The sequence below is a fragment of the Roseateles sp. DAIF2 genome (assembly GCF_015624425.1).
Classification (GTDB): Bacteria; Pseudomonadota; Gammaproteobacteria; order Burkholderiales; family Burkholderiaceae_C; genus Kinneretia.
On the sequence record NZ_CP049919.1, the window covers coordinates 75,530 to 92,735 of the forward strand.

The window sequence follows — 17,206 nt, forward strand, 5'->3', positions numbered from 1 at the left end:
CCGATCAGCCCTGCTTGGCCTGCTCGATGTCGCCCATGTGCATCAGCTCCCAGGTGTGGCCGTCCAGATCCTCGAAGCCATGGCTGTACATGAAGCCCAGGTCCTGCGGTGCGCGCGGCACCTTGCCGCCGGCGGCCACCGCCTTGGCGACCAGGGTGTCGACCTCCTGGCGGCTGGCGCAGGAAAGGCAGGTCAGGGTCTCGATGCTTTCATGCGCATTGGCGATCGGCTTCTGGCCGATGAAGCTCTTGAAGAAGTCCTCGACCAGCAGCATCGCGAAGAGGTTCTCGCCCAGCACCAGGCAGGCGGCCTGCTCGTTGCTGAAGTCGGGGTTGAAGCGGTAGCCCAGCGCCTCGAAGAAGCCGCGCGTGCGGGCCATGTTCTTGATCGGCAGGTTGACGAAGATCTGTTGATGCATGGTGAAAACTCCCTGTGGGTTGGTTGAAGGATAAGGAGAAAGGAAACTTGGTTGGAGGACGCCGGCTCAGGCGCCCTGTTCGGCGATCTGCTTCAGATGGCCCAGGCCGTCCTCGAAGTCGCGGCCGATCATGCGGTCCATGCTGACGAACACGCCGATCAGCTTGGACAGGAAGGGTGTCGGGCCCTCCATGCTCCAGCGCACCTCGGTGGCGCCGCCGGCGCTGTGCAGCGCGAACTCGGCGCGGTTCTGCGCCTGGAAGGGCTTGATGAAGTCCAGCTTCATCGCGACCTTCCGGCCGGGCTGGACCTGGGTGATCTCCATGCGGCCGGTGCCGACCTTGGCGCTCTCCCAGCCGTAGGCCGCGCCGACGCCGGCCGTCGTGCCGCCGAAGGTGCCCTTCAGGCCCGGGTCCTTGCGTTCCCAGGGATTCCAGCGCTTGAGCTGCTGCAGGTCGTTGATCAGGGCATAGACCCGCTCGGGCGAGGCCTGGATGCGGGCGCTGCGCTCGACGCGGAAGCTGTCGGGGCGGGTGGCGGCGTAGATCAGCAGCAGCGCGAGGGCGGCAAGGATCACGAGGGCGAGGGTCTGGAACATGGTGTGGGCTCCTGGTATCGGTGGTGGTCTGTCTTGGAACCTGGGCGGGATGGTGAGGGGTGGTCGTGTCGGAATTTGTCAGTGGTACTTTTCCGGTGGCGCTCAGGCGGAAACCTCGAAGTCCTCCACCTCGTAGAGCTGGCGCAGCTCGATCTCGCCGCCCGAGCCTTGCTTGCCGAAGGGGGCCGGGAAGCGCCGCGCCCATTCCATCGCCTCCTCGCGGGAGCGCACCTGGATCAGGGTGTAGCCGGCGATCAGCTCCTTGGTCTCGGCGAAGGGGCCGTCGACCACCTGGCGCTTGTTGTCCTGGTAGCGGATGCGCCAGCCGTCGCGGCTGGGGCGCAGGCCGGCCGCGTCCAGCAGCACGCCGGCCTTGGCCAGCTCCTCGTGGAAGGCGCCCATCTCGACCATCAGCTCGTCGTCGGGCTTGGGCAGCACGCCCGCTTCGCTCTGGGCCGTGGCGCGAACAATGATCATGAATCGCATCGTGCTTCTCCTGGTGCTTGTTGTCTGTCGCTCGGGCCGCCCATCGGCCCTCTGATCACACGACGGGCGGCCGACGGCGAGATCGACAGGAATTTCAAGAATCAAGGGTTTACACCTAGATCGCCGGTGAAACGACCCGCGTGCGAATGGCGTGCGGCATACGTACTGGTTAACGCCAATGTATTGCTGAAATACAGCAAATATATTTAAACCAGTTCTTCGCGGTGAGCCCTAGCCGGGGCCCGCCGCTCCACCGACCCGACAGGAGTAGACCTTCATGAGCCAAGCCCACCAGCCGCGCTGGACCGGCATCTTCCCCGCCGTCACCACCAAGTTCCATGCCGACGAACGCATCGACGCCGAAGGCACCGCCAAGCACATCGACTTCCAGATCCGCAACGGCATCCATGGCGTCGTCACCTGCGGCTCGCTGGGCGAGGCCAGCACCCTGAGCCTGGAGGAAAAGGTCGAGGTGGCGCGCATCGCGCTGCAGGCCGCCGAGGGCCGCGTGCCGGTGCTGGCCAATGTCTCGGAGACCAGCACCCGCGAGGCGCTGCGCTACATCGAGGCCTGCAACAAGGTCGGCGTGGCCGGCTATATGGTGATGCCCTCGGTCATCTATGTGGCCGACGCCCGCGAGGCGATGCTGAACGTGCGCGCGATGGCCGAGGCCGCGCAGCAGCCCATCATGGTCTACAACAACCCGGTGGCCTACCGCGTGGACCTGAAGCCGGAGCACATGCAGGAGCTGGCCGACTGCAAGTGGATCGCCGCGATCAAGGAAAGCACCGGCGACATCCGCCGCATCACCGACCTGCGCAATGCGCTGGGCGACCGCTACCAGCTCTTCTGCGGCGTGGACGACCTCGCCTATGAGGCCCTGGCCCTGGGCGCCGACGGCCTGCTGGCCGGCGTGGGCTGCACCTTCCCGCGCGAGACCGTGGCCCTGTTCGAGCTGATGAAGGCCGGCCAATGGGCCGAGGCGCTGAAGCTCTACCAATGGATGACGCCGATGCTGCACCTCGATGTGTCGAACAAGCTGGTGCAGAACCTGAAGCTGATCGACGTGCTGGCCGGTGTCGGTAGCGAGCACATGCGCAAGCCGCGCCTGCCGCTGATCGGCGGGGAGCGCGCCTTCATCACCGCGGTGGTGGAAAAGGCACTGGCCTCCCGTCCCGCCAAATACCAATCCGTCGCCTGAGGACTGCGCCATGAGTGACCCTGCTGCACCGACGCGACACCTCTGGGCCCGCTGGGTGCAGCAGGCCTCCGGCGCGATCCTCGCGCTCGAGCGCCAGGCCCTGACCGGGCTGATGGGCCTGCTGACCCTCTTGATCCTGCTGAACGTCGTCACCCGCTACACCGGCATGCCGATCTACTGGGTCGACGAGGCCTCGGTCTACACCGTGGTCTGGCTCTGCTTCGTCGGCGCCTCGGCGATGACGCGGCTGCGCCTGGACTTCGCGGTGACCCTGCTGACCGACTGGCTCTCCGAGCGCAATGCCCGGCGCGTGAAGGCGCTGGCCACCTTCGGCGTGTTCCTGTTCGGCCTCGCACTGCTGGCGATGTGCTGGATCTGGATGGACCCGGTGGGCATCGCGCGCTACGGCTTCGACGCCAAGGCCTATGCGGCCGACAGCTTCAACTTTCTCTACACCGAGCGCACCCAGACCCTGAACTGGCCCACCTGGGTGGTGCAGCTGATCCTGCCGATCTTCGGCCTCGGCTTCACCGTGCATGCCGCCGCCAACCTGGTCGAGGACCTGGGCCTGCGGCCGCGCGCCGAGATCAGGGGCTTCGACCTCCACAACGCCGAAGAGGCTGTGAACTGACATGAGCACCGGCATCTTCTTCCTCCTCGTGATGCTGCTGGGCGTGCCCATCGGCATCTGCCTGTGCCTGTCGGGCATCGTCTACATCTACGCCAACGATGCACAGGTGCTCCTGCAGTCCTTCCCCTCGCAGATGTTCGGCGGCGTCGACAGCTACGGCCTGATCGCGATCCCGCTGTTCATCCTGATCGGCGAGATCATGAGCAGCGGCGGCATCACGCGCCGCCTGGTCGAGCTGGCGATGGGCTTCGTCGGCGCGGTGCGCGGCGGCCTGGCCTACGTCAACATCCTGGCCAACATGATGCTGGCCTCCATCATCGGCTCCGCCACCGCCCAGGTGGCCATCATGTCCAAGATCATGGTGCCGGAGATGGAGAAGCAGGGCTACGACAAGACCTTCGCGGCCGGCGTCACCGTCTACGGCGGCATGCTGGGCCCGATCATCCCGCCCTCGGTGATGTTCGTGGTCTACAGCGTGCTGGCCCAGGTCGCGGTAGGCGACATGCTGATGGCCGGCCTGCTGCCCGGCATCCTGCTGACCCTGCTGTTCTTCGTCGTGATCGCCTGCATGGGCTACTTCTACAACTACCCGCGCAGCGAGAGGAAGACCCTGCGCGAGCGCGCCCGCACCATCGTCCAGGCCTCGCCGACCTTGCTGATCCCGATCGTGATCGTCGGCTCCATCCTCGGCGGCGTCGCCAACCCGACCGAGTCGGCCGCGGTGGGTGCGGTGGTCTCGGCCCTGGTCGGCCGCTTCGTGACGCGCGAATTCCGCTTCGCGATGCTGCCGCAGATCCTGCTGCGCGCCGGCGTCTACTCGGCCATCGTGCTGTTCCTGGTCGCCGCGGCCGCGGTGTTCTCCTGGCTGCTGATCTACGGCAAGGTGCCGCAGGCCGCGGCCGCCTGGATCCAGACCGTGGCCAAGGATCCGGTCAGCTTCCTGCTGATCACCAATGTGATCCTCCTGATCATCGGCACCGTGATCGACGGCATCCCCGGCCTGATCATGACCGTGCCGATCCTGCTGCCGATCGCCACCGAGATCTACGGCATCGACCCGCGCCATTTCGGCGTGGTCGTCGTGGTCAACCTGGTGCTGGGCCTGATGTCCCCGCCGGTGGGCCTGAGCTTCTTCGTCGCCGCCGCGGTCACCGGCGCCAAGCCCGGGAAGATGTTCATGGTGACCCTGCCCTTCTTCCTGATCTGCTGCGTCGCGCTGGTGCTGCTGTCGCTGTTCCCCTCCCTGTCCCTCTCCCTCCTGAACTGAAGCTGATGAAAGGCTCCGCCATGTCCATGAACCGTCGCCACTTCGTCCAAGCCAGCGCCGCGCTGGCCACCGCCCCCGCCTTCATCGGCCAGGCCCGCGCCCAGGGCAAGGAGTTCCGCCTGGGCCTGATCACCCCGGCCGGCCATTCCTGGAACCGCGCCGCCCTGGCCTTCGGCGAGGCGCTGAAGAAGGAGACCAACGGCCGCCTGAGCGCCACCGTGTTCCATTCCGGCCAGCTCGGCAACGAGGCGGCGATGATGCAGCAGCTGCAGACCGGCGCGCTGGACATGGGCTGGATCCAGGCCGCCGAGCTGGGCTCGCGCGTGGCCAGCATCGCCTCGATCAACGCGCCTTATCTCGTGCGCTCGACCACCGACGTGGCCAAGCTGGTGCGCCACGAGGCGGCGCTGAAGCTGCTGGAGGCGCTGCCGCGCGAGACCGGCACCGTCGGCCTGGGCTGGGGCATCACCGGCATGCGCGTGGTGTTCTCGACCAAGGAGATCGGCGGCGTCAAGGACATCAAGGGCATGAAGCTGCGCATCAACCCGACGCCGGTCTACCGCGACTTCTACCAGTCGCTGGGCGCCGCGCCGACGCCGATCCCGACCCCGCAGGTCTTCGACGCGATGGCCAACGGCCAGGTCGACGGCCTGGAGGCCGACATCGAGTTCTCCTGGAACCAGCGCTTCGACAAGGTGGCCAAGGCCATGCTGCAGATGAACGCGCTGTTCATGCCCTTCGCGCCGCTGGTCTCGGGCCGCGTCTGGAAGGATCTCGACGCCAAGGACAAGGAGCTGATCCGCGGCCTGGTGCGCCAGAGCCTGGATGCGCAGATCAAGGACATCGTCACCACCGAGCTGGGCCTGGTCGAGAAATTCAAGGCCGTGCCCTTCGCGATCCGGACCGAACCCGGCCTCGACACCGCCGCGCTGGCGCGCGAGTTCGACAAGATCTGGCTGCCCAAGGCGCCGCAGATCGCCGAGCTGCGCAAGGTGGGAGCCTCGCTGTGAGCGTGACGACGGCCCCCATCACCGGCGAGCTGCTGATCGGCGCCGGCGCGAAGCGCGGCCAGGCCGGCGGCCTGCAGGCCTGGAGCCCGGTGCGGGGTCAGGCCTTGCCCGAGACCTTCGGCGGCGCCGATGCCGCCGATGTGGACGCCGCCTGCACGCTGGCCCGTGCCGCCTTCGACCCCTTCCGCCAGGCCGCGCCGGAGCAGCGCGCGCGCCTGCTGGAGGCCATCGCCGATGGCCTGCTGACCCTGGGCGATGCGCTGCTGGAGCGCGCGCATCTGGAAACCGCGCTGCCTCTGGCCCGCCTGCAGGGCGAGCGCGGCCGCACGATGAACCAGCTGCGCCTGTTCGCGCAGCTCTTGCGCGACGGCCGCTGGCAGGGCGTGGTGCTGGACCCGGCGCTGCCCGAGCGCCAGCCGCTGCCGCGCCCGGACCTGCGCCTGCAGAAGATCGGCGTCGGCCCGGTCGCGGTGTTCGGCGCCAGCAACTTCCCGCTGGCCTTCTCGGTCGCCGGCGGCGACACCGCCTCGGCCCTGGCCGCCGGCTGCCCGGTCGTCGCCAAGGCCCACCCGGCCCATCCCGGCACCTCCGAGCTGGTCGGCCGCGTGATCCAGCAGGCGGTGCGCGACACCGGCCTGCCCGAGGGCGTGTTCTCGCTGCTGCATGGCGACGCCAGCGGTGTCGCGCTGGGCCAGGCCCTGGTCAGGCATCCGGCGATCCAGGCCGTCGGCTTCACCGGCTCGCGCCGCGGCGGTTTATCCCTGTTGGCCACGGCCCAGGCGCGGCCGCAGCCGATTCCGGTCTATGCCGAGATGAGCGCGATCAACCCGGTGATCCTGCTGCCCGGCGCGCTGGCCGCGCGTGCCGACAAGCTGGCCCAGGGCTTTGCAGATTCGCTGACCCTGGGCGTCGGCCAGTTCTGCACCAACCCCGGCCTGCTGCTGGCGATCGACGGCCCCGAGCTGGAGCGCTTCCTCGCCGCGGCGGGCGCCGCCCTGGCCGCCAAGCCCCAGGGCCATCCGATGCTGACGCCGGGCATCCAGGCCGCCTACGAGACCGGCAGCGCGCGGCTGCGCGAACAGCCGGGCGTGCGCCTCGCCAGCACCGGCCCGAGCGCCCAGCTGGCCGTCGCCGATGCCGCCACCTTCCTGGCCAACCCGGTGCTGCACGACGAGGTCTTCGGCCCCAGCGCGCTGCTGCTGCGCTGCCGCGATGCCGACGAACTCGTCACCCTGCTGGAAGCCCTGGAAGGCCAGCTGACCGCGACCCTGCAGCTGGAGCAAAACACCGACGCCGACATCGCGCGACGCCTGCTGCCGGTGCTGGAACGCAAGGCCGGCCGCATTCTCGCCAACGGCTTCCCGACCGGCGTCGAGGTCAGCCACGCGATGGTCCATGGCGGCCCCTGGCCGGCCACCACCGGCCCGCAGCACAGCTCGGTCGGTTCGAGCGCGATCGAGCGCTTCCTGCGCCCGGTCTGCTACCAGGACCTGCCCGACTGGCTGCTGCCCCCGGCGTTGCAGCAGGCGAACCCGCTGGGGCTGTGGCGGCTGGTGGAGGGGAGGGTTGAGGCGCCGTTGGTGTGACCGGCCGCGAGATGTCCGGCCCACTTGCTTGACCGGTTCGTCTTTCATCCACAAGCCAGCGGACAGCCGCGCAAACCACCAGCCGGCACCTGCATTAGCCTGTGCCCTTCAGCGTCCCCAGTCACCACCGCAAGATGATGACGGGATCTTGCGCCACCCAGGGGAGTCCCACATGGCCGATGCGAAAAGCACGCTTGAGTTAGTCGCGGCGACGGTTCAGGTCTTGAGTGTCGTGTCGGGTGTCGTGATCAGCGTCCTCAGCTTCAACTCGACCCGGCAGAAGGAAGCAGAGGCTCGAGCCCTGGAGGCTGCCAAGCCCTTTCATGACCTGCGGCGTTCGGTCTACCAGCGCACCATCAAGGCGGCGGCCACGGTCGCCAATCCCGATGGACATACGGCAGCGGAGGTTGCCAAGGCCCGTCAGGATTTTCGCGAGCTCTATGTGGCCGAACTCGCGATGGTCGAGGATGCGCAGGTCGAGGGCGCCATGGTCGCGTTCGCTCGCACGGTTGATCCCAAGCTGATCGACCTGACGCCGTCACAACTGGCCGCGTTGAAGCTGGCTCACGCCCTGGGCGCCTCCTACACCAGCCAAGCTTCGCTGAAGCCTTGAGCGGGTCGGCAGCGCGCCGGCCACTAGAGGGTCAGTCTTCGTAGCAAGGCGCGAGCCTGCGCACCTCCACCGTCGCCCATTCCGCCGCCGGGCACTGCTCAGCGATCGCGATGGCTTCCTCGCGGGTGGCGCAGTTGACGATGAAGTAGCCGCCGATGATCTCCTTGACCTCGGCGAAGGGGCCGTCCATCAGGCGGGACTTGCCCGGCGCGTGCATCTGCACGCGCGCCGCGTTCTTGGTGGAGGCCAGCGAGTTGGCGCCCTCCAGCAGGCCGCGGCGCTGCAGGTCGGCGGCGAATTCCATCATCGTCTGGCAGGCCTTCTCGCCTCTGGCGCGGCCGTGCTCCTGACGTTGGCCATAGGGTTCCATGATCAGCAGCATGTAGGACATCGGGGTCTCCCTGGGGTGTTCCTGAATGAGGACGAGCGGCGATTGTGGACGACAGCCCGATGCCCCTGCCGGAGGTCATGGTTGTTTGGCCAGCGCCTCCACCTGGATGCGCAGCGCCACATCCATCTTGAAGCCGTAGTCCTTGCCGGCGCCGAGACCGAACTCGTCGCGCTGGAAGCTGCCGCTGACATCGGCGCCGCACAGCTCGCGTTTGTTGTTCAGCGGGTGCGGGACGCAGCGGATCCAGTGCAGGGTCAGGTTCACCGGCCGCGTCACGCCATGCAGGCTCAGCTCGCCCAGCACCTGGCGCGGCCGGCCCGGCTGGGTTTCGGGCTCGATGCGGCCCTGGTAGAGCGCCTTCGGGTACTTGGCCACGTCGAAGAAATCGCCGCCGCGCGCCCAGGTGTTGAGCTGCGGATGGCCGAAGTCGATGCCGTCCAGGTCGATCTCGATCTCCACCCGGCCGGCGCCGGTGGCCTTGTCGTAGACCACGCTGCCACTGTTCTTGTTCATCTTGCCGCGCCAGACCGAGATGCCCATATGGTCGGCCTCGAAGCTCGGGAAGGTGTGGTGCGGGTCGATCTCGTACTCGACCGGGGCGGCCGAAACGGCGAGGCTCAGCAAGGCCGCAGCGGCGACGATTGTGGTGGATCTGATCTTGCGAGTCATTGCTGCGTCTCCAAAAGGATCATCGATCGGCTGCGAACGCTACCATTGAGTCGTCACCACAAGAACAGGCACGGAGTCCAGCCGATGCAGATCGTCGCCAACGGCATCACCCTCGAAGTCGAACAACATGGGCCCGCCAATGGCGAACCGCTGCTGCTGATCATGGGCCTGGGCATGCAGCTGGTGGGCTGGCCGGACGAGTTCGTCGAGCAGTTGGCCGCCGCGGGCTTCCGGGTGATCCGCTTCGACAACCGCGACATCGGCCTAAGCCAGGGCTTCGACCACCTGGGCGTGCCGCATCTGGGCCTGTCCTCGCTGCTGCACCTGCTGCACCTGCCGGTGCGCAGCGCCTACAGCCTGGCCGACATGGCGGAGGACGCGCGCGGCCTGCTGGACGCGCTGGGCATCGAGCGGGCCCATGTCTGCGGCGCCTCGATGGGCGGCATGATCGCCCAGCACCTGGCCGCGCGGCATCCGCAGCGGGTCAAAAGCCTGACCCTGATGATGACCAGCAGCGGCTCGCGCCGCCTGCCGGGGCCGAGCATGCGGGTCCGCTCCGGCCTGCTGGCGCGCCCGCCGCGCGACCATGCCGGCCTGGTGGCGCACAGCGCCGACTTCGTGCGCCTGATCGGCAGCCCGGCCTATCCGCCGCCGGAGGGCTGGATCGAGGCACGGCTGGACCGCGCGATCCGCCGCAGCCACCGCCCGCGCGGCCTGCTGCGCCATCTCAGCGCGGTGGCGGCCGATGCCGACCGCACGCCGCTGCTGTCGCGCATCCAGGCCCCGACCCAGGTGATCCATGGCAGCGCCGACCCGCTGGTGCCGGTGCCGGCCGGGCGCGACCTGGCGCGCCGCATCCCCGGCGCCCGCATCGACGAGATCGACGGCATGGGGCATGACCTGCCCCCGGGCCTGTGGCCGCGCTTCGTCGCCGGCATCGGAGACGCCGCCGCACGGGCCTAATCGGAAGGCAGATCGATATAACAACGGCGGCGGGTGTGCCGTGGCATGCTTCGTGCGGATTCCGCACCTGCCATGACCATCGACGACCCCACCATCCGCTCGCACACCCTGTTCGAGGACGCCCAGGCCATCTTCACCGGCGTCCTGTTCGTCTCCCTCGCCCTGATCCTGTTCGCCCAGGTGGGGCTGCTGACCGGCGGCACCGCCGGCGCCGCCTTCGTGCTGCATTACGCCACCGGCATCGGCCTGGGCAAGCTGTTCTTCGCGATCAACATCCCCTTCTACTGGTTCGCCTGGACCCGCATGGGCCGCGAATTCACCATCAAGACCTTCATCGCGATCGCGCTGCTGTCGCTGCTGACCGAATACTCGCCGCGCCTGTTCGCGATCGAGCGCCTGCATCCCGGCTACGCGGCGGTGCTGGGCGGGCTGCTGCTGGGCTCGGGCTGCCTGTTCCTGGCCCGGCATCGCGCCAGCCTGGGCGGCGCGACCATCGTGACGCTCTACCTGCAGCGCGCCAAGGGCTGGCGCGCCGGCAAGGTGCAGATGGCGATCGACTGCGTGATCGTGCTGCTGGCGCTGACCGTGGTCGAACCCTCGCGGGTCGCCTATTCGGTGCAGGCCGCGGTGGTGATGAACCTGTTCATCGCGGTGAACCACCGGCCGGGTCGCTACGCGGTGCTGTAGCCTGGGCCTGCACACGCAACAACCGGATACAGAGCAAAGCTGGCGTAGGCGGGCATCCGCCTTGCCCGTCGAGGGCATGGGCGGGCAGACCGGCCCGCCCCCTCGACCCGGGAGCAGCGATCATGTTGTGCAGCATCAAGGACCTGAAGGGCTATGAACTGGCGGCGCGCGATGGCGGCATCGGCAAGGCCAGGGAGGTGTATTTCGACGACGCGCATTGGGTGGTTCGCCATCTGGTGGCCGACACCGGCGGCTGGCTGCCCGGACGCAAGGTGCTGATCTCGCCGCATGCGATCGCGGCGGTCGAGCCGGCGCAGCGGCGCCTGGCGGTCGAGCTGACGCGCCGGCAGATCCAGGAGGCGCCCGGCATCGAGACCGACCGGCCGGTCTCGCGCCAGCATGAGGCCAGCCAGTACGACTACTACGGCTACCCCTACTACTGGTCGGGCGTCGGCCTGTGGGGCAGCGAGGCCTATCCGCTGGCCGGCGGCCTGCTGGTGCCCGGCGCCGGGCAGCAGGTACCCACCGAGATCGAGCGCGAGATCGCCGCGGCGGCGCGCGAGTCCGGTGACCCGCATCTGCGCAGCAGCGCCGAGGTGATCGGCTATCACATCGAGGCCAGCGACGGCACGATCGGCCATGTCGACGACTTCCTGTTCGACACCCGCTCCTGGCAGATCCGTTATGCGGTGGTCGACACCCGCAACTGGCTCCCCGGCCGGCGCGTGCTGGTTTCGCCCGCCGTCATCGACAGCATCGACTGGAACGGCCGCCACGCCCATCTGCGGCTGAGCCGCGAGGCGCTCAAGGCCAGCCCGCCCTACGAACCCGGCCCGCTGATGAGCGAGGCCGAGGAGTTGCGGGTGCAGCGCCACTACGAGGGCTGGCAATGAGCGGTGGGGCGCTCAGACGGGCGGCGGCTCCGGCCGGCCGCCATCCGGTTCCGGCTCGGCGGGAGCGGGCGCCTGCGGCCCCTGGTCCGGATCGACCGGCAGCAGGCCCGGCTCCGGGTCCTCGGGCTGGCGGGTATTGCCGGGCGGGCTGCGCGGAATCATCGACCGGGTCTGAGCCATCATGATCATCATCGATTCCCCCTCCCGGCAAATCTAGCGCCCGCACGCCACGCGTTCCAGCGCTTCCTCAGCGCTGCGGCCGCTCGCAGCTCAGCGCATAGGCGCTGGCGCGCTCGTAGTCGAGCGGCCGCAGCTCCATCTCCAGGCCGCCGGCCAGGCAAGGATTGCCGGCCAGCAGCGCCGCGGCCGCCTCCAGGCTGGCCGCGCGCACGAACCAGTAGCCGCCGACCAGCTCCTTGGTCTCGGCGAAGGGCCCGTCCAGCACGCCGCGGCGCGACAGGCGTCGCCCGGCCCGGGCCAGGCGCTGGCCCGGCAGCAGGCTGCCCTCGGCCAGGCCCTGCTCGTACCAGCGGTAGAAGGCGTCGATCATGGCCTGGATCGCCTCGGGCGACAGCCCGGGATCCCATTGGCCGCGCGACAGCACCAGGAACTCGGTCGCTTGCGCGTCGGCGGTGGACGGGGCGCTACGCGTCATGTTCGGGCTCATGGCAGGCCACACCGATCTTGTTGCCCTCCGGATCGCGGAAATAGGCGCCGTAGTAATGCGGGTGGTACTTGGGCCGCGGGCCCGGCGGCCCCTCGCAGCGGCCGCCCAGGCGCAGCGCCAGCCCATGGGCCTGGTCCACCAGGTCCCGGCGCGCGGCCAGGAAGGCCGCCATCTGGCCGTTGCCGGCCTGGTGCGGCCGGCCGTCGAAGGACGTGCCGATCAGGAACAGCGGGCGCCCGCCGCCGGCCGGCTGCCAGCCGGCCCAGCTGCGCGCCGCATCGCGCTCGACAAAGCGCGGCGGCAGGGCCAGCAGCTCCATCAGCGGCGTGTAGAAGGCCAGGGCCCGCTCGAAGTCGGCCACACCGACGAAGACATGGGAAAACAAGGCGGCTCCTCCCTACATCACTCCCGGACCTCGGCCTCGACCAGCTGGGCCAGCAGGGTCAGCGACTCCTGCCAGCCCAGGTAGCAGGCCTCGGCCGGGATCACCGCCGGGATACCCTCCTGAACGATGTTCACCTCGGTGCCGCAGAACACCTGCTTCAACTCGACCGTGGTGCGCATCTCGCCGGGCAGCTTCATCTCGGGGTCGAACTGCGCGGTGTAGCTGAGCCGCTCGTGCGGCACCAGCTCCAGGTAGCGGCCGCCGAAGCCATGACTGTGCCGGGTCGTGAAATTGGTGAAAGACATGCGGTACTGCCCGCCGACCTTGGGGTCCATCTCATGCACCTTGCCGGTGAAGCCATGCGGCGGCAGCCACTTGGCCCAGGCCTCGGGATCGAGAAAGGCGCGGTAGACGCGCTCCGGCGTGGCGCGCAGCACGCGGTGCAGACGAACGGTATTGCTAGTCATGGCTTGTTCCTTCCTTTCTTCCTGCTCGATGTTCAAGAAAAACCAGATGGGCATGGCGCAGCCCGGCGGGCTGCACAGACGGACGACGATCGGCCGCGATCCCTTTCGACAGCGGCCGCAGGAATCTCCCGTTCTTTTTTGCCGACGCCGCATTGAAACCAAGCCCCTTGGGCGCGTCAACCGAGATCCGGCTCGGCTTGCGGCCCGGCATGTGTTCCACTTCCACCCGTGAAGTCCGATACCGTTTCCAACAGCAATCCCGGGTCCGCGGCCGAGGCCGCCACCCCGCCCGAGTCCTCCTCGCCCGTCGCCCCCACCGGTTTCGCGCTGCCGAACCCGCGCCATGCCGGCCGCATCCCGGCCGAGGTCGGCCCGGAGCAATGGCTGCGCATCCGCCAGGCCGCCTACCAGCTGCCCCAGGTGCTGAGCCCGGCCGACCTGGAGGAGGGCATGGCCCCCGGCAAGCAGCCCGATCTGGACCGCCTGGGCCTGATCCTGATCCAGAAGGCGGTGTCCGGCGCCCGGCCCAGCCGCTGGATAGCGCCGGGCCTGATCGCCACCGCGCTGCGGCACCTGGACGTGGTCGGCAGCGCGCCGACGGTGCGGGCACTGATGCAGCAGCGCGCGACCCAGCTGGAATCGCTGGGCGTGGCGCGCGAGGGCCTGGGCTGGAGCCGGCTGTGCAACCGCGTCCTGAAGCTGGAGCACCAGGACTGGCAGGTGCAGGTGTTCTACCGCGTCGCGCTGGAGGCGCCGGCCCAGATCGCCGCGATCTGGGACTATTACCGCGACGGCGACCATCACGCGCTGCGTCTGGCGCTGGGCCAGCAACCCGCTTATGAGCAGGCAGAGCGGCTCACCGCCCATCTGGATCAGCTGCTGGCGCGCAGCGAGGCGATGGGCGCGACGACCGAGCAGCTGGGCTCGCTGCTGCCGCGCCTGCAGGCCGAATGCTCGACGCCGCAGGCGATCGAGGCCCTGCTGGCCGGCTGCACCCGGGCCCAGGACCGCTGGGAACGCCAGGTCGAGGAGCAGGGCACCCTGGCCCGGCTGAACAGCGAGCTGGCCTTCCGCGGCTATCCGGACAGCTTCGAGCAGGCGCGCCGCCTGGGCCGCAAGGTCACGCTCTATGTCGGCGCGCCCAACAGCGGCAAGACCTATGCCGCCTTCGAACGCCTTGCCCAGGCCCAGGACGGCGCCTATCTGGCGCCGCTGCGCCTCTTGGCGCTGGAGGGCCGCGACCGCCTGGTCGGGCGCGGCGTGCCCTGTTCGCTGCTGACCGGCGAGGAGAACGTGCCGGCCGAGGGCGCCAAGGTGGTGTCCAGCACGATCGAGATGGTCAACACGACCCGGCCGATCGACGTCGCGGTGATCGACGAGGCGCAGATGCTGTTCGATCTGTACCGCGGCTGGGCGTGGACCCAGGCCATCGTCGGCGTGCCGGCGCGCGAGCTGATCATCATCTGCTCCGCCTATGCGGTGCCGGCGATCGAGAACCTCTTGGGCCTGGCCGGCGAGCGCTGCGAGATCAAACGCTTCGAGCGCAAGCAGGAGGTGCAGCTGATGGATGCGCCGGTGGCGATCGCCGCGCTGAAGAAGGGCGATGCGGTCGTGGCCTTCAGCCGCCGCGAGGTGCTGATGCTGCGCGACCAGATCGCCGCCGAGGGCCATCCGGTCTCGGTGATCTACGGCGCGCTGCCGCCCGAGGTGCGGCGCCGCGAGGCCGAGCGCTTCGCCGAGGGTGCCTCGCATATCCTGGTCGCGACCGATGCGATCGGCATGGGGCTGAACCTGCCGATCCGCCGCGTGCTGTTCAGCACCCTGACCAAGTTCGACGGCATTGGCGACCGCAAGCTCGACGTCTCCGAGGTGCACCAGATCGCCGGCCGTGCCGGTCGCTATGGCATGTTCGACGAGGGCTTCGCCGGCGTGCTGCGCGAGGCCGAGCCGCAGGCCGCGCGGGTGCTGAAGGAACAGATGGGCCGCAGCCCGAAGGCGCCGCGCGACTTCAAGGCCGCTGTGGCGCCGAACTGGTGGCATGTGCAGACCATCGCCACCCAGCTGGGCCTGGCCCGGCTGCGCGCGGTGCTGGACGTGTTCATGCAGCAGCTGCGCCTGGACGACGCCCATTTCGCGGTGGCCGAGCTGGAACAGATGCTGGAGCTGGCCGACCAGCTGGATCAGGCCGCCGCCGCGCTGCCGCTGAAGACCCGCTTTATCTACGCCCAGGCGCCGGTGGACAGCCGCACGCCGGCCCAGGTGCAGGAATACCTGGACTGGGCCAGCAGCCATGCCCGCACCGGCAAGGCGGGCCAGCCCTGGTTCCTGGACGATGTGGACGAGCACAGCCGCCTGGACCGCATGGAACAGGCGCTGCGCTCCTGCACCCTGTGGCTCTGGCTGGACCTGCGCTTCCCCGGCGTCTACGGCAACGTGGACGCCGTGGTGGACCTGCGTGGCCGCCTCAACGACGGCATCGAGCGGCACCTCAAGGGCAAGAAGCCGCTGTGGCAGATGAGGGGCGGCGGGCGCGGCGGGCCGCGGCGAGCGTGATCCAGGGGCTGACGCGGCCGGAAGTCGTGCGCTGGAATGCGCGCAGGTTTCGTTGACGGTCTACCAAAAGCCTAGTTGAACGAATCCCCTACATCGTCATGAGCGACTTTCGATTCACGTCAAACGACGTCTTTGTCATTTTCCGTACAGGCGTCGTCTTCCATGGCATCGTGGAAAGCGGCTCCGTCTCCAAGGGAGACCATGTCAGCCTCTTGACTCAGTTTGGCCCCCTCGTCGCTAGAGTCGAGGCGATTGAACTCGACAGGAAGCTGATCCCTACTTCGATAGCAGGTGCTGAGATCGGCCTCCTTCTCGCCAATTTCGATCGGGAATCGGTGAATGTCCACGTCGGCACACTGGTTGACGAATCAAACTTCAACACCGTTCCCACGGTGGAGTCGGTGCTCGGCATCCAGGTTCCCGTTACCCTGGAGCGAATGGGCAAGTAGTCGCCATCGATAGGAAAGTCGGTAGGCCCTTCACCGTCTTCCCTTCAAGACCTGAATTTAGAACTCGCGCGGCACAGGTCATCTACCCCTTGGAGGCATCGGCTTCGCCCGATCCCTCACCGATAAACCCCCGCCACCCTCTCCACCGCCGCCAGCGTCTGCCCCCGATCCGGCGTCCGGTCCGCATTGCCGTAATCTCCCTCGCCATGCGTCGCGACCAGCAGGCCGTCGCGGCGCGGCAGCACCACCAGGCCATGGCCGCGGTAGATCAGCGCGTAGTCGATCTCGGGCTGGGGCACCAGGCGCGCGGTCTGGCCCTTGACCGGCACCAGGCTCTGGTCGCCGAACAGCGCGCGGGCGCCGTAGCCGGTGCAGTTGACGACCACGGGCTCGGGCAGGCCGGCGATCTGGCGCGGACTCTCGAACTCGCGCCGCACGATCTCGCCGCCCTCGCGCAAGAAGTCCTCCAGCAGCAGGCGCTGGTAGACGCTCAGGTTGAACATCATCTGCGTGAAGCGCCGCACATGCGGCTGGCGAAATGGATGTTCGTCCGGCCGCAGCAGCACCGAGCGCGGCCGGATGTCGGGCAGCCGGGCCATCAGGTCCGGATAGTCCGGCTCGCCCACCGGGTAGCCGCCAGCGTCCTGGTCGAAGGGCAGGTCGGACAGCAGATAGCCGTCGCGCCATTGCACCGGATCGCCCGGCAGGCCCAGCAGGCTCTGCCAGGTCCTGAACGAGCTGCGCGCCATCTGCTCCCACTGGCTGCACAGCGCCGGCGTGGCCTCCTGCTCGGTGCAGAAGCGCGAGTCCGGCGACCACATGCCGGTGGCGGCCGAGGAGGGCACGTCGGGCGGCAGATCCTTGCAGTAGATGCGCACCCGCAAGCCGGCGCGCTGGGCCACGCGCGCGGACGTCAGGCCGATCGCGCCGCCGCCGATCACCGCGATGCGTTGTTGCTGCTGCCTGCCGCCGGCCACACCGGCCTGTATCAAGGGAAGTACCGCCCGCGCCGAGCCCCAGGACAGCGACCAACCGGCGCCGCCATGACCGTAGTGGTGCACCAGATGCTTGCCATGCAGGCGCTCGGCCTCCAGGCGCGGCCCCTGTGGCCGGAACGGCCGGGTGCAGACCGCGATGTCGATCACCCGGTCGGCGCTGGCGCGCATGCGCGCCGGGGCGGGCGCCGCCGCGAAATCCAGCGCCGCCGCGGGGCCGGCCAGCAGGGCCGCGCCCAGCAGCGCGCGGCGGCTCGGGTGTGGCTTGTTGCCCATCG

22 protein-coding genes are annotated in these 17,206 nt (G+C 68.9%); 11 read left to right on the forward strand and 11 right to left on the reverse strand.

Annotation, left to right across the window (positions count from 1 at the left end; all coding sequences use genetic code 11):
- Nucleotides 1–4: 4 nt before the first annotated feature.
- The 3 genes from G8A07_RS00285 to G8A07_RS00295 form a co-directional block, all read right to left on the reverse strand.
- The gene (locus G8A07_RS00285; RefSeq protein WP_195795156.1) at nucleotides 5–418 is read right to left on the reverse strand and encodes a VOC family protein; all 414 of its coding nucleotides are present in this window, start codon (nucleotides 416–418) and stop codon (nucleotides 5–7) included.
- A 66-nt stretch (nucleotides 419–484) separates the two neighbouring features.
- Nucleotides 485–1,015 carry an SRPBCC family protein gene (locus G8A07_RS00290; RefSeq protein ID WP_195795157.1) on the reverse strand — a complete coding sequence of 177 codons (531 nt, stop codon included), beginning with the start codon at nucleotides 1,013–1,015 and terminating at the stop codon, nucleotides 485–487.
- 102 nt (nucleotides 1,016–1,117) lie between these two features.
- The gene (locus G8A07_RS00295; protein WP_195795158.1) at nucleotides 1,118–1,501 is read right to left on the reverse strand and encodes a YciI family protein; all 384 of its coding nucleotides are present in this window, start codon (nucleotides 1,499–1,501) and stop codon (nucleotides 1,118–1,120) included.
- A gap of 277 nt (nucleotides 1,502–1,778) precedes the next feature.
- Between G8A07_RS00295 and G8A07_RS00300 the strand changes: the two genes are divergently transcribed.
- From G8A07_RS00300 to G8A07_RS00325, 6 genes are all read left to right on the forward strand, one after another.
- The gene (locus tag G8A07_RS00300; RefSeq protein ID WP_195795159.1) at nucleotides 1,779–2,702 is read left to right on the forward strand and encodes a dihydrodipicolinate synthase family protein; all 924 of its coding nucleotides are present in this window, start codon (nucleotides 1,779–1,781) and stop codon (nucleotides 2,700–2,702) included.
- A 10-nt stretch (nucleotides 2,703–2,712) separates the two neighbouring features.
- Nucleotides 2,713–3,333, forward strand: coding sequence for a TRAP transporter small permease (locus G8A07_RS00305; RefSeq protein WP_195795160.1), 621 nt, complete (start codon nucleotides 2,713–2,715; stop codon nucleotides 3,331–3,333).
- Between the two features lies 1 nt (nucleotide 3,334).
- Nucleotides 3,335–4,600 (forward strand): TRAP transporter large permease, encoded by a 1,266-nt coding sequence (locus tag G8A07_RS00310; RefSeq protein ID WP_195795161.1) that lies wholly within the window; start codon nucleotides 3,335–3,337, stop codon nucleotides 4,598–4,600.
- Between the two features lie 20 nt (nucleotides 4,601–4,620).
- Nucleotides 4,621–5,610 carry a TRAP transporter substrate-binding protein gene (locus tag G8A07_RS00315; RefSeq protein ID WP_195795162.1) on the forward strand — a complete coding sequence of 330 codons (990 nt, stop codon included), beginning with the start codon at nucleotides 4,621–4,623 and terminating at the stop codon, nucleotides 5,608–5,610.
- 2 nt (nucleotides 5,611–5,612) lie between these two features.
- Entirely contained in the window at nucleotides 5,613–7,196 is a 1,584-nt protein-coding gene (locus G8A07_RS00320) for an aldehyde dehydrogenase (NADP(+)) (protein ID WP_195797522.1), read from the forward strand.
- 172 nt (nucleotides 7,197–7,368) lie between these two features.
- Entirely contained in the window at nucleotides 7,369–7,809 is a 441-nt protein-coding gene (locus G8A07_RS00325; protein WP_195795163.1) for a hypothetical protein, read from the forward strand.
- Nucleotides 7,810–7,840: 31 nt separating this feature from the next.
- Here G8A07_RS00325 and G8A07_RS00330 read toward each other — a convergent pair whose 3' ends face one another.
- Both G8A07_RS00330 and G8A07_RS00335 read right to left on the reverse strand, forming a co-directional pair.
- Complete coding sequence (locus G8A07_RS00330; RefSeq protein WP_195795164.1) at nucleotides 7,841–8,200, reverse strand: YciI family protein; 360 nt, start codon at nucleotides 8,198–8,200, stop codon at nucleotides 7,841–7,843.
- 75 nt (nucleotides 8,201–8,275) lie between these two features.
- The gene (locus G8A07_RS00335; protein ID WP_195795165.1) at nucleotides 8,276–8,869 is read right to left on the reverse strand and encodes a YceI family protein; all 594 of its coding nucleotides are present in this window, start codon (nucleotides 8,867–8,869) and stop codon (nucleotides 8,276–8,278) included.
- 84 nt (nucleotides 8,870–8,953) lie between these two features.
- Here G8A07_RS00335 and G8A07_RS00340 point away from each other — a divergent pair, with 84 nt between their 5' ends.
- The 3 genes from G8A07_RS00340 to G8A07_RS00350 all read left to right on the forward strand — a co-directional run bounded on the left by G8A07_RS00340 (nucleotide 8,954) and on the right by G8A07_RS00350 (nucleotide 11,412).
- Nucleotides 8,954–9,832, forward strand: coding sequence for an alpha/beta fold hydrolase (locus G8A07_RS00340; protein ID WP_195795166.1), 879 nt, complete (start codon nucleotides 8,954–8,956; stop codon nucleotides 9,830–9,832).
- Between the two features lie 72 nt (nucleotides 9,833–9,904).
- Complete coding sequence (locus tag G8A07_RS00345; RefSeq protein WP_195795167.1) at nucleotides 9,905–10,519, forward strand: YitT family protein; 615 nt, start codon at nucleotides 9,905–9,907, stop codon at nucleotides 10,517–10,519.
- A 122-nt stretch (nucleotides 10,520–10,641) separates the two neighbouring features.
- Complete coding sequence (locus tag G8A07_RS00350) at nucleotides 10,642–11,412, forward strand: PRC-barrel domain-containing protein (protein WP_195795168.1); 771 nt, start codon at nucleotides 10,642–10,644, stop codon at nucleotides 11,410–11,412.
- Between the two features lie 12 nt (nucleotides 11,413–11,424).
- Here G8A07_RS00350 and G8A07_RS00355 read toward each other — a convergent pair whose 3' ends face one another.
- From G8A07_RS00355 to G8A07_RS00375, 5 genes are read right to left on the reverse strand one after another with little or no spacing between them, the layout of a single operon-like run.
- Complete coding sequence (locus tag G8A07_RS00355) at nucleotides 11,425–11,604, reverse strand: hypothetical protein (RefSeq protein ID WP_195795169.1); 180 nt, start codon at nucleotides 11,602–11,604, stop codon at nucleotides 11,425–11,427.
- A 55-nt stretch (nucleotides 11,605–11,659) separates the two neighbouring features.
- Nucleotides 11,660–12,067, reverse strand: coding sequence for a YciI family protein (locus G8A07_RS00360; protein ID WP_195795170.1), 408 nt, complete (start codon nucleotides 12,065–12,067; stop codon nucleotides 11,660–11,662).
- Nucleotides 12,057–12,464, reverse strand: a complete 408-nt coding sequence (locus tag G8A07_RS00365; RefSeq protein WP_195795171.1) for a VOC family protein — start codon at nucleotides 12,462–12,464, stop codon at nucleotides 12,057–12,059. The genes G8A07_RS00360 and G8A07_RS00365 overlap by 11 nt, the downstream gene beginning before the upstream one ends.
- A 17-nt stretch (nucleotides 12,465–12,481) precedes the next feature.
- Nucleotides 12,482–12,931, reverse strand: a complete 450-nt coding sequence (locus tag G8A07_RS00370; protein ID WP_195795172.1) for an SRPBCC family protein — start codon at nucleotides 12,929–12,931, stop codon at nucleotides 12,482–12,484.
- The gene (locus G8A07_RS00375; RefSeq protein WP_195795173.1) at nucleotides 12,924–13,142 is read right to left on the reverse strand and encodes a hypothetical protein; all 219 of its coding nucleotides are present in this window, start codon (nucleotides 13,140–13,142) and stop codon (nucleotides 12,924–12,926) included. The genes G8A07_RS00370 and G8A07_RS00375 overlap by 8 nt, the downstream gene beginning before the upstream one ends.
- Before the next feature lie 17 nt (nucleotides 13,143–13,159).
- Here G8A07_RS00375 and G8A07_RS00380 point away from each other — a divergent pair, with 17 nt between their 5' ends.
- Both G8A07_RS00380 and G8A07_RS00385 read left to right on the forward strand, forming a co-directional pair.
- Entirely contained in the window at nucleotides 13,160–15,484 is a 2,325-nt protein-coding gene (locus G8A07_RS00380; RefSeq protein ID WP_249937177.1) for a helicase-related protein, read from the forward strand.
- A gap of 98 nt (nucleotides 15,485–15,582) precedes the next feature.
- Nucleotides 15,583–15,933, forward strand: a complete 351-nt coding sequence (locus G8A07_RS00385; RefSeq protein ID WP_195795174.1) for an EF-Tu/IF-2/RF-3 family GTPase — start codon at nucleotides 15,583–15,585, stop codon at nucleotides 15,931–15,933.
- Between the two features lie 116 nt (nucleotides 15,934–16,049).
- Here the strand turns inward: G8A07_RS00385 and G8A07_RS00390 are convergent, their stop codons facing one another.
- A complete protein-coding gene (locus tag G8A07_RS00390; RefSeq protein WP_213086212.1) occupies nucleotides 16,050–17,204 on the reverse strand; it encodes an FAD-dependent oxidoreductase in 1,155 nt (384 codons plus the stop codon).
- Nucleotides 17,205–17,206: the final 2 nt, after the last annotated feature.

Coding starts and splice junctions, on each gene's coding strand:
- G8A07_RS00285 (WP_195795156.1), bottom strand. CDS start 418: ATGCATCAACAGATCTTCGTCAACCTGCCGATCAAGAACATGGCCCGC.
- G8A07_RS00290 (WP_195795157.1), bottom strand. CDS start 1,015: ATGTTCCAGACCCTCGCCCTCGTGATCCTTGCCGCCCTCGCGCTGCTG.
- G8A07_RS00295 (WP_195795158.1), bottom strand. CDS start 1,501: ATGCGATTCATGATCATTGTTCGCGCCACGGCCCAGAGCGAAGCGGGC.
- G8A07_RS00300 (WP_195795159.1), top strand. CDS start 1,779: ATGAGCCAAGCCCACCAGCCGCGCTGGACCGGCATCTTCCCCGCCGTC.
- G8A07_RS00305 (WP_195795160.1), top strand. CDS start 2,713: ATGAGTGACCCTGCTGCACCGACGCGACACCTCTGGGCCCGCTGGGTG.
- G8A07_RS00310 (WP_195795161.1), top strand. CDS start 3,335: ATGAGCACCGGCATCTTCTTCCTCCTCGTGATGCTGCTGGGCGTGCCC.
- G8A07_RS00315 (WP_195795162.1), top strand. CDS start 4,621: ATGTCCATGAACCGTCGCCACTTCGTCCAAGCCAGCGCCGCGCTGGCC.
- G8A07_RS00325 (WP_195795163.1), top strand. CDS start 7,369: ATGGCCGATGCGAAAAGCACGCTTGAGTTAGTCGCGGCGACGGTTCAG.
- G8A07_RS00330 (WP_195795164.1), bottom strand. CDS start 8,200: ATGTCCTACATGCTGCTGATCATGGAACCCTATGGCCAACGTCAGGAG.
- G8A07_RS00335 (WP_195795165.1), bottom strand. CDS start 8,869: ATGACTCGCAAGATCAGATCCACCACAATCGTCGCCGCTGCGGCCTTG.
- G8A07_RS00340 (WP_195795166.1), top strand. CDS start 8,954: ATGCAGATCGTCGCCAACGGCATCACCCTCGAAGTCGAACAACATGGG.
- G8A07_RS00345 (WP_195795167.1), top strand. CDS start 9,905: ATGACCATCGACGACCCCACCATCCGCTCGCACACCCTGTTCGAGGAC.
- G8A07_RS00350 (WP_195795168.1), top strand. CDS start 10,642: ATGTTGTGCAGCATCAAGGACCTGAAGGGCTATGAACTGGCGGCGCGC.
- G8A07_RS00355 (WP_195795169.1), bottom strand. CDS start 11,604: ATGATGATCATGATGGCTCAGACCCGGTCGATGATTCCGCGCAGCCCG.
- G8A07_RS00360 (WP_195795170.1), bottom strand. CDS start 12,067: ATGACGCGTAGCGCCCCGTCCACCGCCGACGCGCAAGCGACCGAGTTC.
- G8A07_RS00370 (WP_195795172.1), bottom strand. CDS start 12,931: ATGACTAGCAATACCGTTCGTCTGCACCGCGTGCTGCGCGCCACGCCG.
- G8A07_RS00375 (WP_195795173.1), bottom strand. CDS start 13,142: ATGCCGGGCCGCAAGCCGAGCCGGATCTCGGTTGACGCGCCCAAGGGG.
- G8A07_RS00385 (WP_195795174.1), top strand. CDS start 15,583: ATGAGCGACTTTCGATTCACGTCAAACGACGTCTTTGTCATTTTCCGT.
- G8A07_RS00390 (WP_213086212.1), bottom strand. CDS start 17,204: ATGGGCAACAAGCCACACCCGAGCCGCCGCGCGCTGCTGGGCGCGGCC.